Here is a 15,101-nt window from a genome sequence, read left to right as displayed (position 1 = left end):
CGATTCTAGTCTTTTTTTTTTCGCCAGTCATTGTGCAATGCAGTATCACCATCAGCAACTGCCGTACCGGCAAGGCCGCCAGCTGCGTGGGACTGTCGGATGGCAGCTGCTTCGGCGAAGCTTTGCTGCTCACGAACCAAGCACGCCGCGGCAGCGCCTCCTCGACCTCGACGGACACTGCAACTTCGCTGTCTGGCGCAAGGCAGCGCCAGCCCCCTTCATCGGCAGAGCCACTGCGCGGGAAAAACCACTCGGTAGAGCAGTGGATTGAACCACGCAGGGATCTAGGTTAGTATTCGACGCCCCGAGGGGAGTGGTCTTGTCAACATCTGGAAAATTGGTTTCACAATTATTTCGCAAGACAAACAAGGAGGATAAGTACAAATGAGTAGTGTTATATACGATCGAATTCGGCGCAATCCGAAGTTCGACCAGCTGGTTCAGAAGCGAGGGAGCTTCGCCTGGACCTTGTCAGCCATCGTGCTGGTTATTTTCTACGGCTTCTTCTTGCTGGTCGCCTTCAATCCCAAGATGCTCGGGCAACCGATCGCCGAGGGGTCGATGTGGGCCATCGGCTATACGGCCGAAATGGTGATGTTCGTCTTTTTCTGGCTTCTGACCTTCCTTTACGTCCGCCGCGCCAATGGCGAGTTTGACGACCTGACGGCCGAAATCATCAAAGAAGCACAGAAGGAGACAAAATGAGCAAGCGATTTACAACGGCACTCGCCCTGCTCGCTTTCGCCGGCCTGGCGGTGGCCGCGGGCCCCGCCCTGCAAGGCGAAATCAAGACGCAGCCCACCAACTGGCACGCGATCATCATGTTCCTGATCTTCGTGACCCTGACCATGGGCATCACCTACTGGGCAGCCGGCCGCACCAAGTCCACCGCTGACTTCTATACCGCCGGCGGTGGCATTACCGGCTTCCAGAACGGCTTGGCAATCGCCGGCGACTACATGTCGGCGGCGACCCTGCTCGGTCTCACGGCGATGACTTTCAGCCGCGGCTACGACGCCTACATCTACATGATGGCGTTCTTTGCCGGCTGGCCGATCATCCTCTTCCTGATGGCTGAACGACTGCGTAACCTGGGCCGCTTCACCTTCTCGGACATCACCTCCTACCGTCTCGACCCGAGCGTGCGGACGATGGCTGCGCTGTCGTCGCTGGTGGTGGTGATCTTCTACCTGATTGCCCAGATGGTCGGCGCCGGGCAGTTGATCAAGCTGCTTTTCGGCCTCGAGTACAACTACGCCATCTTCGCCGTTGGCATCCTGATGATGGTCTATGTGACCGTTGGCGGTATGGTGGCGACGACCTGGGTGCAGATCATCAAGGCCTGCCTGCTGCTCTTCGGCGGTACGCTGGTGCTGATTCTCGGCTTCTCACAGTTCGGCTTTTCGCTGACCACCCTGCTCGAAAAAGCGCAGGCGGTTCATAAGCAGGGTGCCTCGTTGATGGCACCGGGTAGCCTGCTCTCGGATCCGGTGACGGCGCTCTCCCTCGGTCTTGGCCTGATGTTCGGTACCGCTGGTCTGCCGCACATCCTGATGCGCTTCTTCACCGTCGGCAACGCCAAGGAAGCCCGCAAGTCGGTGCTCTACGCTTCCGGCTTCGTCGGTTTCTTCTTCAACGTCATCTTCCTGATGGGCCTGGTTGCCATTCTTCTGGTCGGTCAGAACCCCGAGTACTTTGAAGGCGGTGACATCAAGGGCGCGCTGATCGGTGGCGGCAACATGGTCGCCATGCACCTGGCGCATGCCGTCGGCGGCAACATGCTGCTCGGTTTCCTGGCGGCGGTTGCCTTCGCCACCATCCTGGCGGTGGTCTCGGGCCTGGCCCTGGCCGGCGCTTCGGCAATCGCGCACGACATCTACGCGCGCGTGATCCGTAAAGGCGAATGTACCGACAAGGAAGAGATCAAGGTCTCGCGGATGGCGACCATCGCCCTCGGCATCCTGGCCATCATCCTCGGTATCGCCTTCGAGAAGCAGAACATCGCCTTCATGGTCGGTCTGGCTTTCGGTGTCGCAGCCGCTGCCAACTTCCCGGTCCTGATTCTCTCGATGTACTGGAAGGGGCTGACCACTCGCGGCGCACTTTGGGGCGGCTACGGCGGCGTCATTTCCGCGGTCCTCTTCGTCGTCTTCTCGAAAGCGGTATGGGTCGACGTGCTGCACAATGCAGCGCCGCTGTTCCCCTACACGCAGCCGGCGCTGTTCGCGATGCCCATCGCCTTCTTCCTGGCCTACGTCTTCTCGGTCTCGGACAGCAGCGCCCGGGCAGCCAAGGAACGTGACGCTTTCGAAGACCAGTACGTACGTGCCCAGACCGGCTTTGGTGCTTCCGGTGCCAGCCACTAAGTAGTCGATCACCAGCCTCACGCAAGCAAACCCTGGCGGCGCCAAACGGCCCGCCAGGGTTTTTTTTTGCCTGCCAGCTCGCCAAATCGCCTAAAGTTTCATCGGAATTGGCCGTGAACACAGTGATGCATAGCGCGAATTGAGGGAGTTCCCCATGCTTTCAGACCTCAGGCTTCTTGCCATGGCTCTCGTGGCCATCGCGCCTGTAGCGGCTTCCGCAAGCTGGCAGCTCATTTCCGACGAACCGGGCCGGCGCGTCGAGCTCGACCGGGCCAGTATCAAGAAAGTCGATCAGGGCAAGACCGAAGCACGCGGGCGAATCGTCCTCGACAAGCCTATCGTTGATCCGAGAACCTCTTCGTCCTACCGCATCGTCGAAGCCGTCAACCGTTACGACTGCGCGACGCGCAGCTACAGCACTCTGCAACGAAGCTACTTCAAGGTCGAAGGTGAACTACTGCGTGCAGAGGAGGTCAAGGTGCAGGTCGAAATGCCCGTGCGTACTGGCATGCTCGACGATAAGCTGCTGCGCGAAGTCTGCCGACCCAAAGCAGGAAACGACGCCCTCCAGGCGGCCAGAAAAACCGCCGAGAAAGTCAGCGCGGCCGCCGGCGAACTACGCAAGGCCAACGAGGCCCTGGTGCGCCAGGAAGTGCAACGAGCCAACCTGAATACGCGCGCCGCGGAAAAGACCGAGCCCGAAGAAACGCGAGCTCCCACCCGCCAATCCACCACCACAGCCGCCACAGCCGCCACAGTCACCGCATCGACCACGGCCGCCGCACGCCGGCCGCCGAGGCAGGTCGCTGCTACACGCCTGGCCGACGCGCACCCAGCCAGCTCGCCAGCAGGCAGCAGCATGGGTGAATCCATGGATCTCCTCGCCGCCTACGCGCAAGCGCAGATTCCCTGGTCCTACGAAGGGGAGGGTCGGCCCGAAAACTGGGGCAAGCTGCGGCCCGATTACGCCACCTGCGCCAACGGCAAGCGGCAGTCGCCGATCGATATCCGCGACGGTTTCCGCGTCGATCTCGAGCCGATTCGCTTCACCTACCGTCCCTCGCAATTTCGCGTCATCGATAACGGCCACACGGTACAGGTCGATGTCGGCGGCAGCCACATCGGCCTGCTCGGCAAGACCTACGATCTGGTGCAGTTCCATTTTCACCGACCGTCCGAAGAACGCGTAGACGGTCAATCCTTCGAGATGGTCATCCACCTGGTGCACAAGTCGGAGGACGGCGATCTGGCCGTCGTCGCCGTGCTCCTCGAACAGGGCCTGGAAAACCCGCTGATCCAGAGTGTATGGAACAACCTGCCCCTGGAAAAGAACGAATACGTGCAACCACCCGAGCAGGGCATCGATCTCGCCAGCTTGATTCCCGAGGACCGCAGTTACTACACCTACATTGGGTCCCTGACCACCCCCCCCCTGTAGCGAAGATGTCCTCTGGCTGGTGCTCAAACAAACGCAACAGCTGTCCCCCGAGCAACTGCGGATCTTTTCGCGCCTTTACCCATACAACGCCCGACCGGTGCAGCCGAAGCATTCGCGAATGATCAAGGAGTCGCGCTGATCGCGGTCGTAGGCGACTACCGGCTGCCACCCCCAAAAACCGCTGCGCAGCGCTTGCTTGTGCCGCGGAACTTGTCGATACTCGCCGTGCCCACCGCCCACCTCCCACCTTGATCAGAGAGACCGCGCATGAACGAGCAGCAGCAACAACAAGCAATCCTCACCCTCAGCCTGATGGCCGCTTTTGCCGACGGCGGCAAGAACGAAAGCGAACGTGCCGAGATCAAGCGCATCGCCGACGCCCTGGCCGGCGAGGGATCGATCAATATCGCAGCGCTCTATCAGGATGTCCTGCTCAAACGGGTAACGATAGCATCGGCCGCGGCAGCGCTGACTACCCCCGAGACGCAACAACTGGCTTTTGAAATGGCGGTCTGTGTGTGCGACTCCGATGGCCTGCAATCGACTGCCGAAAAGGCCTTTCTCGAAGAGCTGCGCGGCGCCCTGGCGCTTGACCAGCAGCAGGCCAGTGCCTACAGCCAGCAGGCGGAAGCGGTCGCCGCACTGCCAGTGGCGACAGCCAGCGACAGCGCAGCGCCGACGACCGCGGACACGCCCCGGACCGTCGTGGTACCTGAGGCAGTGGCTGCCGGCTACGCCTCGACGATGAGCGAAGCCGAGATGGACCAGGCCATTCTCAAGGCCTCGATCCTCAACGGCGCGCTTGAACTGCTGCCCGAGTCGCTGTCGACGATGGCCATCATTCCGCTGCAAATGAAGCTCGTGTACCGCGTCGGCAAGTCCTACGGTTTCGAGCTCGACCGCGGGCATATCAAGGACTTCCTCGCCACCCTCGGCGTCGGTCTGACTTCCCAGTATCTCGAACAGGCCGGACGCAAGCTGCTTGGCGGCCTGCTCGGCAAGGTCGGCGGTGGCTTCCTGCGCGGCCTGGGCAAGCAGGCGGTGAGCTCGGGAATGAGCTTTGCCAGCACCTACGCCCTCGGCCACGTCGCCAGACGCTACTATGCCGGCGGTCGCAGCTTCTCCAGCGAGATGCTGCGCGCAAGCTTCGACAACGTGCTCGCTGAAGCCAAGGGCCTGCAGAGCCGCTATCTGCCCGAGATGCAGGCTCGCGCACGCACGCTGGACAGCGCCCAGATCGTCGACCTGGTTCGCCAGGGCTGATGATGGGCGAAGGTGAGGCGTCGATTCTGGATGCGCCATCGCCGCCACCGTACCGGCTTGGCAAGCGCCTATGGCAGCGCTCATGCTGAACTTCGATAACCGCTTCGTTCGCGAACTGCCGGGCGATAGCGAACAGCGCAACCAGCCGCGGCAAGTCTTTGGCGCCTGCTGGTCGCCGGTCACCCCGACACCGGTCGCGGCACCGACGCTGCTCGCCCATTCGCGCGAAGTGGCCGCCGACCTCGATCTCGACGACCAGGACATGGCCTCGCCGGCGATGCTCGGCGCCCTTTCCGGTAACCGCTTGCTGCCTGGCATGCTTGGCTATGCAAGCTGTTACGGCGGTCATCAGTTCGGGCAATGGGCCGGGCAGCTCGGCGACGGCCGGGCGATCCTGCTCGGTGAAACGGTCAATCGGCGCGGGCAGCGTTTCGAACTGCAACTCAAAGGCGCCGGCCCGACACCGTACGCCCGCCGCGCCGACGGGCGCGCGGTCTTGCGCTCGTCGATCCGCGAGTTCCTGTGCAGCGAGGCAATGCATCACCTCGGCGTGCCGACGACGCGCGCGCTGAGTCTGGTTGGCAGCGGTGAGAACGTCGTCCGCGACATGTTCTACGATGGCCATCCGATCGCCGAGCCCGGAGCCATCGTCTGCCGCGTGGCGCCCTCGTTTACTCGCTTCGGGCATTTCGAGCTGCTGGCGGCGCGCGGCGAGCACGCACTGCTGCAGCGCCTGGTCGACTTCACCATTGCCCGCGACTTCCCCGCGCTGGTGGGCACACGCGAACAAAAGCTGGGGGCGTGGTTCCACGAAGTCTGCGAGCGCACCGCCCGCCTGATGGCTCACTGGCTACGCGTCGGCTTTGTCCACGGGGTCATGAATACCGACAACATGTCCATCCTCGGCCTGACCATCGACTACGGCCCCTACGGCTGGGTCGACAACTTCGACCCCGGCTGGACGCCAAACACCACCGATGCCTCGAGCCGCCGCTACTGCTTTGCCCGCCAGCCCGAAATCGCCCGCTGGAACCTCGAACGACTCGCCGACGCGCTGCTTCCGTTGCTGCCGAAGGCAGAGAAGCCGACAAGATCGGCGCCAGTCGCAGAGCTGGCAGCGGCTATCGATCGTTACGACGAAGTCTATTCGGCCGAGTTCTGTACGGCTTTTGCCGCCAAGCTGGGATTGCGCAGCTGGACACCGGACGATGGCGAGCTGCTCGCCGACCTGTTCGAACTGATGCGCCTGGCCGAGATCGACATGACCGGGTTCTTCCGCCAGCTGGCGCAGCTCGACATCGGCCAAGCGGACCCCGAAGCCTTGCGTGAAGCTTTCTACCGTGACGATCTCCGCCAGCAATTTGCACCCGACCTGGCGCGCTGGCTGCTGCGCTATAGCGCTCGCCTGCGCCACGACGGGCAGCCGGCAGAGCGCCGCATGGCCACCATGAATCAGGCCAACCCACGCTTCGTACTGCGCAATTACCTGGCGCAACAGGCCATCGAGCGCGCCGAACAGGGAGACACGCAGAGGATCCATGAACTGCTCGAAGTCCTGCGCCACCCTTTCGACGAGCAGCCGGGACGCGCCGCTTTCAGCGCCCGACGCCCCGACTGGGCACGCCATAAAGCCGGCTGCTCGACGCTCTCATGCAGTTCCTGAGAGTGAGGCGCCCAGGTCGCCTTTCCCTGGAAGTCGCGCCCGCGACTCACGAACCTCCCTTCTCCACTCGCGGGAGAAGGGCCAGGGGAGTGAGACGGGGAATTCAGGGAGTATGCTCCCTGCCGGTCGAACAATTCCGGCGTGCAAGCCGGAATGTACGCCGCCAGCGAGGGAAACGGTCACGACTTCGATTGTCAATGGTGTCGCGACATGCTATGACCGTTAGAATGTAGCCCCCAAGCGCAACCGCGCCGTAACCAAACGAGGACTTGCCATGCCCTTCACGCCCGATCTGGTCAATGAACTGAACATCCTGGCCCGCTTTGACCTGGCAAGCCCGCAGCAAGGCCTGAAAATCCACAAGGCCGCAGCACCCGAAGTCATCGCTGCCGCCGAGCGGCTACACGCCAAAGGCCTGCTGACGCAGGTCGATGGCGGTTATCTCACCAGCCTGGGCCGCGATGCAGCCGAGAATGCGCACGCCGCGTTGACCATTCTCGACTCGCTGCCGATGACCGCTCTGCAGTAATTTGCTGGCCGTCACGCCACCCGGGGCGGTGTCGGCCACCTTCGCGTCGAGCCGCTGAAACAATAAATGCCGCGTCAACCGCGTGGAGACGGGGGCACGCGCAGCCTTCGACTCGCGGCAAGCGTTTGGTCGACCGGGTATCAAAACAAGGAGTTTGGAGTGAGTACAAGCGTGTTCGAATCGACCGTGGCAGTCAGGCTGGGACGCATGGCCTTCGCCGCCGGAATCCTTCTTTTTGCCGGCGGTGTTGCCGCGCAAACGGCCGCCAGCGAACTGGCCAGGCCGCGCGTTGGCCTGGTCCTCGGCGGTGGCGGTGCGCGCGGCGCGGCGCATATCGGCGTCCTCGAAGTCCTTGAAAAATTGCGCGTGCCGGTCGACTGTGTCGCCGGCACCAGCATGGGAGCCCTGGTCGCAGGCGTCTACGCCAGCGGCCTGAGTCCGGCAACCATGCGCAGCAAGCTGGCTGAAGCCGACTGGGATGACCTGTTCCGCGACGATCCACCACTGGACCAGCAGAACTTCCGAAAAAAAGTGTACGACAAGCGCTTCCTGCCGGGTTCGGAAACGGGTGTCGGTCCGCAAGGCGTGAACGGGCAACCCGGCATCGTCATGGGTCAGAAGATCAAGCTGTTTTTCAATACCCTGGTTCGCGACTATCTTGGCGAACGTGAAATCGAGACCCTGCCGCTACCACTGTCAATCATTGCCACCGATATCGTCGGCGGTGAGAAAGTGGTCTTCCGTCGGGGCAGCCTGTCGCAAGCGATGCGCGCCAGCATGTCGGTTCCCGGCCTGATGGCGCCAGTCGAGGCCGATGGCAAGAAACTGGTCGACGGCGGCCTGGTCGACAACGTGCCGATCGACGAAGCGCGTGCCCGCTGCCAGGCCGACATCATCATCGCCGTCAACGTCGGCTCACCACTGCTCAAGGCCGAAGATATCAGCGGCCTGCTGAGCGTTTCGGCACAAATGGTCAACATCCTCACCGAACAGAATGTCACCCGTTCGCTGGCGACGCTCAAGCCGACCGACATCTACATCAAGCCCGATCTCGAGGGGATCACGGCGGGCGACTTCAAGCGCAGTTCGGAAACGGCTGATCGCGGCGTTGCCGCAACCGAGGCGGTCGCCGATCGCCTGCGCACGCTGGCGGTCAGCGAAACCGCTTACGCCGCCTGGGTCGCCCAGGTTCAGCCGCCGATGCGCCCCGCACCGCGCATTAACGAGGTGCAGATCGCCGGACTCAAGCTGGTCAACCCGGCAGTCGTCGAGCGCTACCTGCAGATCAAGCCGGGCGACACCGTCGACCCGGTGAAACTCGATGCCGATCTGATGCGCGCCTATGGCGACGGCTACTACCAGCAGGTCGATTATGCGCTGGACGACACCCTGCGTAACCGCGAAATCCTGCGTGTGACGCCGATGGAGAAAAGCTGGGGCCCTGATTACCTGCGCTTTGGCATCAACCTCGAAAGCAACTTCCAGACCGACTCCACCTACGCCATTCGCGCTGCCTATCAGAAAACCTGGCTCAATAGCCTGGGCGGCGAATTCCTCGGTTATGTGCAGATCGGGTCAACAACCGGGATTGGCGCCGACTTTTACCAACCCATTGACGCGCGCCAGCGTTACTTCGTCGAGGCCAACGTCAACTATCAGAGCACATCGACCGGCATTTACCAGAACAACGACCAACTCGCCGAATACGCCCTCAGCCAAAGCGCCGCCCAGGTAGCGGCGGGCATCAACGTCGGGCTGCTCGGCCAGGCGCGCCTCGGCTGGCAGGAGAACTGGCGAAAAGCCACGATCCAGACAGGCGCACCATTCCTGCCGGCGGAGTCGAAGACCTTTGGCGGCTGGTTTGCCGGACTCGATTTCGACCAGACCGACCGCATCTACTTTCCAACCAATGGCTGGTCCAGCAGCGTCAAATACTTCGACTCACCAGCCAGCGGCTTCAGCAGGCTCGACGCCGGTGCCAGCGGCTACCTGAGCGTCGGCGACTGGGTGCTGGCCAGCCGCCTGTCGTATCAGGGCTCGCCGGTCGGAGAGCTCCCGGTCTACGATCTCGGACAACTCGGCGGCATGCTCAACATGACGGCCTTTGCCGTCGGGCAGCTGAAGGGCGACGATATGAGCTACGGCAGCATCCGCGCCGAGCGCATCATCGGCCGCCTGCCGCTTGGCCTGCGCGGTGACCTGCGCCTGGGAGCCGCCCTGGAAACCGCCAAGGTCGGCAGGCCGTTCACCGAAACCGAGCTGAAAGGCTGGATTCCCGGCGCAGCCGTTTATCTTGGCGGCGAAACACCTTTTGGTCCGGTCTACCTGGGTTACGGCTACTCGAATGCCGGCTCGATCGGCGGCTATTCCAATTTCTACCTGTTCCTCGGGACACCCTGACTGCTAGGAGCGCAACAATGCAATCCAAGATGATTCCAAGCGCGGCGCGACGCGTTCTCGGCCCCCTCGCCCTGGCGACGGCACTCACCACGCCGGCGCGCGCCGAAATGAGCGCCGAGGAACTCGCCAAACTGGCGCAGAACCCGGTCGGCAACCTGATCAGCGTACCCTTCCAGAACAACACCAACTTCAACGTCGGACCACGCGACGGCACTCAAAACATTCTCAACGTCCAGCCGGTGATTCCGATCGAGGTCAACAGCGAATGGAACGTCATCACGCGCACGATCATGCCGGTGATTTCGCAGCCCGCTTTCGTGCCCGGCGGCGATCGGACCAACGGCATCGGCGACATCCAGTTGACGGCCTTCCTGTCGCCTGCCGTGCCCAAAGGCGCCATCTGGGGCGCCGGCGCGATCGTGCAGATGCCAACCAACAGCAACGACTCGCTCGGCAACGACCACTGGGGACTTGGCCCGTCGTTCGTGTTACTCCATCTCGAGAAAGGCGACCCCTGGGTGTACGGCTTCCTGGCGAACAACGTCTGGTCGGTCGGCTCGGGAAGTGACGCCAGCTACAACAACTTCCTGCTCCAGCCTTTCCTGAACTACAACTTCGAAGGCGGCATCTATCTCACCTCGGCGCCTATCGTCACCGCCGACTGGAAGGCCGACAACAGCCAGCGCTGGACGGTGCCGCTGGGCGGCGGCGTCGGCAAAATTTTCCACTTCGGCAAACTACCTGTAAACACCCAGCTCAGTGCCTACTACAATGTCGCCCATCCGGACAATGCCGCCAACTGGCAACTGCGCTTCCAGGTGCAGTTGATGTTTCCGAAGTAGTCCCACAGAAATTGCCGTATCAACGGTCATGACCTGGCGCGACTTTCGCACGGGCTACGCCGAAACCGACAGCGAAGCCAGCAGACTGCCGTCTTGACTCTGCTCATTGCCAATGTTGTAGGCCTGCATCAACTTCATGATCTGCATCATGACCTTGGCCTCGGAATTGCCGCTCGCCGCTGCTGACGAGGCAGCGCCAAGGCTGGCATCGATGGACGCCGTCGCAGCCGAGCCGCTGGCGCCGCCGCTCGACTGCTGGAAGGCCATCGCTTCCTGGAAGCTGACTTCGCCATCGCCGTCGCTGTCCGCCTGATCAAAGCTCTGGAGAATAGCGGACAGCAGAGTGCTTCGGCTGTCGGACGTGCCGATTTCATTGAGGGTGCTGCTCAGTTCGTCCTTGCTCATGCTCGGTCCGTCGCCGGGTGGCGGCGGCGGTGGCGGCCTGCCGCCCATCCCCTCCATCCCCGCTGTCCCACCCGCCTGCATCGCCTTCTGCATACGACCGTCCTGGTATTGCTGCTCCAGGTCGTTTTGAAGTTTTGTCAGAGTATCGGTGAATTCTTCCTTGGAGACTTTTCCGTTACTGTTCGTGTCAAGTGTTGAAAATAGTTCATCAACCGTCGATGAAGTGCCGGTCGCACTTGACGAGGAACTGGAGGTGGAAGAAATCTTGTCGAAGGCTGCCTGAAGATCTGACTTCTGGAGGTAACCCTGCCCGGATGTGTCCAACTGCGCGAACAACTCCCCGGCCATGCTCTTCGTATCCGGGCGTTGCCTCGTGCTCTGCATCATGAAACTGTTGTTACTGCTGCCAACACTGCCAATGCTGCTCATGATGAACTCCTTTTCAATCCTGTACGACGACCCGTATCAGGCTGTTTATTGATTTTTTGCTTGGGATCCGCGGCTCGGCTCATCCTTCGGCTTGCACGCCAGCGGTTTGTCTTCGGGAGCCCAGCAGGAACCTTTGACGCTTCCCTGCGGGGAGGTAAAACCGCACTCCTGGCCAGCGCTCAATGACTTGCAGGCATCAAGTGCTTCCTGCGGCGGTTTGCGCGGCCCCCCTTGACCCTCAGGCGCTTGCGCTAAAAGCAGGCCGGAAAAGCACGCGAGAGCAGCCATCAAGCTTGAGCGCGCCAAAATTTGTCTTACATTTATCATCAGATCGCTCCTGTGCTTTGGCAGACATCCATCGGCCGGCCAATGGAGACATTCTGAGCAGCAAATGTGGAGGAAAAATGAGTGCCTCTCCACAATGCCTAATGGCGCACATAAAAGCGGTAATGGGCCAGGCGATGGGAAGTCGGCTAAGGGCTGAAGAAATTGATCGAATGGTCTTCGGCGATTTCTGTCAAAGAACATACCATCTTGCTTGTCTTCTCGCCCGTCTTCTGTGTTACGAAAACAGTTACATAGTTCGACTATGCGCCTGTTGTCGCGCCTTGAAGCCGACCGAAAATCCGGCGCAATCTGGTACGTTCGTTTCCGGCAATCGCCTTAACGGCCTTCCAACTCGCTCAGCAGTTGCTTCACGCTCTGGTCGTCGGGCAGAAGCTCGGCGGCTGTCCTGGCGTAGCTTAGTGCCGCCCGCCGGTCGCCCGCCTCACGATTCATCGAGATCAGCGCACTGAGGATCTCGAGATCACTCGGGTGACGTTTATTGGCGGCGCGCAGCAGCGCCAGGGCTTCGGCGCGCTTGCCGGCGGAGTGCAGGGCAATGGCTTTTACATAGGCGTAGCGCGCGTTGTCCGGCGCCAGCCGGGCGGCTTCGCCGAATTCCTGCAGCGCCGCGGCGCTCTCCCCCTTGCGGGTCAGCAGCAGGCCCAGGGCGTGGTGCAAGTCGGCGTTGCGTGGCAGCACCACGAGACCATCGCGCAAGATCTTTTCGGCCTCCGACTCGCGCCCCTGCTGGCGCCAGGTATCGGCCAGATTGACATAGGCGCCGACCGCCTGCGGATCGAGCATGATCGCCCTCTGGAAGGCAGCGACAGCCGCGTCGACACGTCCCTGGCGCAAGCGCAGGTTGCCGAGATTGACATTACCCGATGGCCAGTCGGCCTCCAGCTTCAGCGCCGCCTCGTATTCCTGCAAGGCGGCTTCGCGTGCTGCGCGCCGAGCCGAGGGGATCTGGCTATCGGGCACGTCGGCGAGGAGACTTGCGGCCTCGATGCGCACGCCGAGGACCGGGTCGGAAAGCAAGGCGGAAGCGCCAAGCACGCGATTCAGCGGGTCGACCGGCGCCAGCATGCCGAGAGCGGCGATGCGCACTGAGGGATCAGCATCCTGGAGCAGCGCACGCGTAGCCGGCAGCGTGCCGGGATTGACGTAGGGCTGTGCCAGGGTCGCCGCGGTGGCCCTGACGATGGCCGGCGCTGCCGGGCTGCTGGCCAGTTCCAGCAGCCTTGGCAGGGCGCGCACACCTTGCGTCTCGCCAGCGTGCAGGGTGCTGCCGTAATGCGGGCGCTCACGCCAGGCCTTGCCGTACCATTTGTCCATGCTGGTGGCTGCCCAGTCGGGCTGCTTGTCGGTGTGGCACTGAGTACAGGCATTTGGGCTGCCCAGCGAGATAGAGAGGTCTGGGCGCGGTATGCGCAGGCTGTGATCGGGCCGGGCGTGGACGACCATGTAGTTCTGGCTCGGCATGTGACAGCTAACGCACTGCGCACCTTTGCCGCCGGCCTGGTGCTGATGGTGCTTGGCCACGTCGAACTCGCTGGCCAGATGGCAACGCGTGCACAGTGCATTGCCTTCGGCGCGCAGTTTCTGCGAATGCGGTTCGTGGCAGTCCATGCAAGTCACGCCATTCTGGTGCATCTTGCTCTGCAGGAAAGAGCCCCAGACATAGACTTCTTCACGCTGCTGCCCGTCGGGGTGGTAGTTGGGCGCGGTGAGCATCGCCAGGCGGTGACTATCTTCGAGCACCGCGCCGGCCTTGCCGCCTTCGCTGAGGGTCGAGCGACGCGAGTGGCAAGCGCCGCAGCTGTTCATGCCCGCGGGGTCGGCCGGCTGCGCACGCACGGCGAATTTTGCGCCCTCGGCGGGGAATTTCCAGGCCTCGTTCCAGCGGCTCTTCAGCGATGGCAAACCCTTGTCGTCCTGCGCGGCGTAAGGGGGCTTGGCCTTGCTGGCCCAATCGACATGCGCCGAAGCGGGGCCGTGGCAGGACTCGCAGGCGACGTTGATTTCGCTGTAAGTGGTGTGGTAAGTGTTGCTGGCGGCATCGTAGCCTTTGCGCAAATTGGTCGAATGGCACTCGGCACACTGCAGCGCCCAGTTCTGATAGATGCCGGTCCAGTGCAGCGGATCGGTGTGGTCAATCGTCTGCTCGGGATAGAGGTGGAACCAGCGCTGCCCGCCTTCACTTTTCGGCCGCGCGTCCCAGGCAATCGGCAGCGTCTGATAGCGCCCGCCGGGGAAAGCGATCAGATACTGTTGCAGTGGATAGACGCCGAAGGTGTAGCTGATCGGGTAGTCGCTGAGTTTGCCGTCGGGGCCATCGGTACGCACCATGAACTGGCCATCGGCGCTCTTGAAGAAGGTCGACGCGACACCCTGGTAGTTGAAGCTGGCATCGGCAAAGTCACCGAGCACGGTGGCTGCCGTGGCGTCCTGCATGGCGAGTTGATGGTGCGAACCGTTCCAGGCCCTGAATTCGCTCTCGTGGCAGCTCTGGCAGCGGCTTGCCCCGACGTAGCTGGCGGCAGCAGGCGCTGCAACAGGTAATGGCAAGCGTGACGGCTGCTGCTCCGAGGTGGCAAGCGGCGCGACAGGTGCCTGCGACGTCGGCTGCGCCGCATCCTGACGCATGGCGATGAAGATACTTGCGGCAATGACCAGCAGCAGCGCCAGACCCACGACCAGCAAGAATGTTTTCGGTCTTGCCGGCTTGACGACTGGGGCTGCAGGTAAGGCGGCGGGAGGCGTGGCGGGCGCGCCGGGATTCGTTCTGGATCGTTTGCTCATTGTTCTGTGCGTGCTCTGTCAGCCGGAAAATTCGTCAGAGGCTGTCGTGCTCGAGTGCCGCTTCGCCAGCGCATCGGCGGAATCGGCCGATGCGGATCGTCAAGGGGGCGGCAGCTAGTGCCGCCAATGCACTGCTCGGACTAGCGCGTACCGCCCATCGCCGGCGGTAGCGGACCACCCATCGCCGGTGGCACGGGCCCGCCCTGCGACGGCATCTGGGCAAGCAGGCAGTTCACGCCCGGCGAACCGGGCTCTGCAGAATAAGCTCCCTGGAGGTTCTCGACGAAGGCTGCCTGGGGGATCTCGCCGTTGTAGAAGCGCGACGTCAGGTCCAGGAAATATGGCGTCTGCAGGAAGTCGGAAGTGATTTCGACGTTGCCGATCCTCTGATACAGGCATTTGCTCTGAACCCGATTGAGAAAGTCTTCATACGGGGCGTCGGGCAGAAAAGCATCGGGCGCGCATCCGCCAATGAGCAGCGCACTCAGCACAGCACCGGCAATCGCCCTGGCAGGCAAAAGGAAGGCCCCCGAGCTTCGTTCGTAACGAGACGCGTCAGGTTTCGCGACAGGAAAGGGCATGGTCATTTATCCGGGATCTGAATCAGGGGTGTCGACCGGCGTGCCAGGCCGACACC

At 62.4% G+C, this 15,101-nt stretch carries 12 protein-coding genes; 9 read left to right on the top strand and 3 right to left on the bottom strand.

Going from position 1 to position 15,101, the window contains the following annotated elements; all coding sequences use genetic code 11:
• Positions 1–384 precede the first annotated feature (384 nt).
• The 9 genes from E4Q23_RS10015 (at position 385) to E4Q23_RS09980 (ending at position 10,501) form a co-directional block, all read left to right on the top strand.
• Complete coding sequence (locus tag E4Q23_RS10015; RefSeq protein ID WP_169066503.1) at positions 385–705, top strand: DUF485 domain-containing protein; 321 nt, start codon at positions 385–387, stop codon at positions 703–705.
• Complete coding sequence (locus E4Q23_RS10010; protein ID WP_169066502.1) at positions 702–2,366, top strand: cation acetate symporter; 1,665 nt, start codon at positions 702–704, stop codon at positions 2,364–2,366. Before E4Q23_RS10015 ends, E4Q23_RS10010 begins: the two co-directional genes overlap by 4 nt.
• Positions 2,367–2,520: 154 nt before the next feature.
• Positions 2,521–3,804 (top strand): carbonic anhydrase, encoded by a 1,284-nt coding sequence (locus tag E4Q23_RS10005; protein ID WP_248595356.1) that lies wholly within the window; start codon positions 2,521–2,523, stop codon positions 3,802–3,804.
• Between the two features lie 19 nt (positions 3,805–3,823).
• Positions 3,824–3,943, top strand: a complete 120-nt coding sequence (locus E4Q23_RS23785; protein WP_336511658.1) for a hypothetical protein — start codon at positions 3,824–3,826, stop codon at positions 3,941–3,943.
• A gap of 128 nt (positions 3,944–4,071) precedes the next feature.
• Positions 4,072–5,067, top strand: a complete 996-nt coding sequence (locus E4Q23_RS10000; RefSeq protein WP_169066501.1) for a YcjF family protein — start codon at positions 4,072–4,074, stop codon at positions 5,065–5,067.
• Between the two features lie 82 nt (positions 5,068–5,149).
• Positions 5,150–6,730 (top strand): protein adenylyltransferase SelO, encoded by a 1,581-nt coding sequence (locus tag E4Q23_RS09995; protein WP_169066550.1) that lies wholly within the window; start codon positions 5,150–5,152, stop codon positions 6,728–6,730.
• A gap of 274 nt (positions 6,731–7,004) precedes the next feature.
• Positions 7,005–7,259, top strand: a complete 255-nt coding sequence (locus E4Q23_RS09990; RefSeq protein WP_169066500.1) for a TIGR02647 family protein — start codon at positions 7,005–7,007, stop codon at positions 7,257–7,259.
• A gap of 159 nt (positions 7,260–7,418) precedes the next feature.
• Positions 7,419–9,659, top strand: a complete 2,241-nt coding sequence (locus E4Q23_RS09985; RefSeq protein ID WP_332355287.1) for a patatin-like phospholipase family protein — start codon at positions 7,419–7,421, stop codon at positions 9,657–9,659.
• Positions 9,660–9,676: 17 nt separating this feature from the next.
• Positions 9,677–10,501 (top strand): transporter, encoded by an 825-nt coding sequence (locus E4Q23_RS09980; RefSeq protein ID WP_248595355.1) that lies wholly within the window; start codon positions 9,677–9,679, stop codon positions 10,499–10,501.
• A gap of 54 nt (positions 10,502–10,555) precedes the next feature.
• Here the strand turns inward: E4Q23_RS09980 and E4Q23_RS09975 are convergent, their stop codons facing one another.
• The 3 genes from E4Q23_RS09975 to E4Q23_RS09965 all read right to left on the bottom strand — a co-directional run bounded on the left by E4Q23_RS09975 (position 10,556) and on the right by E4Q23_RS09965 (position 15,045).
• Complete coding sequence (locus E4Q23_RS09975) at positions 10,556–11,335, bottom strand: EF-hand domain-containing protein (RefSeq protein ID WP_169066499.1); 780 nt, start codon at positions 11,333–11,335, stop codon at positions 10,556–10,558.
• A gap of 663 nt (positions 11,336–11,998) precedes the next feature.
• Positions 11,999–14,356, bottom strand: a complete 2,358-nt coding sequence (locus E4Q23_RS09970; protein WP_336511660.1) for a tetratricopeptide repeat protein — start codon at positions 14,354–14,356, stop codon at positions 11,999–12,001.
• A 248-nt stretch (positions 14,357–14,604) separates the two neighbouring features.
• Complete coding sequence (locus E4Q23_RS09965; protein ID WP_169066498.1) at positions 14,605–15,045, bottom strand: hypothetical protein; 441 nt, start codon at positions 15,043–15,045, stop codon at positions 14,605–14,607.
• Positions 15,046–15,101 lie beyond the last annotated feature (56 nt).

Source organism: Candidatus Accumulibacter phosphatis (assembly GCF_012939955.1).
Classification (GTDB): Bacteria; Pseudomonadota; Gammaproteobacteria; order Burkholderiales; family Rhodocyclaceae; genus Accumulibacter; species Accumulibacter delftensis.
The sequence above is the reverse complement of the archived record's forward strand: the minus strand, read 5'-3'. Positions and strand labels throughout refer to the sequence as shown.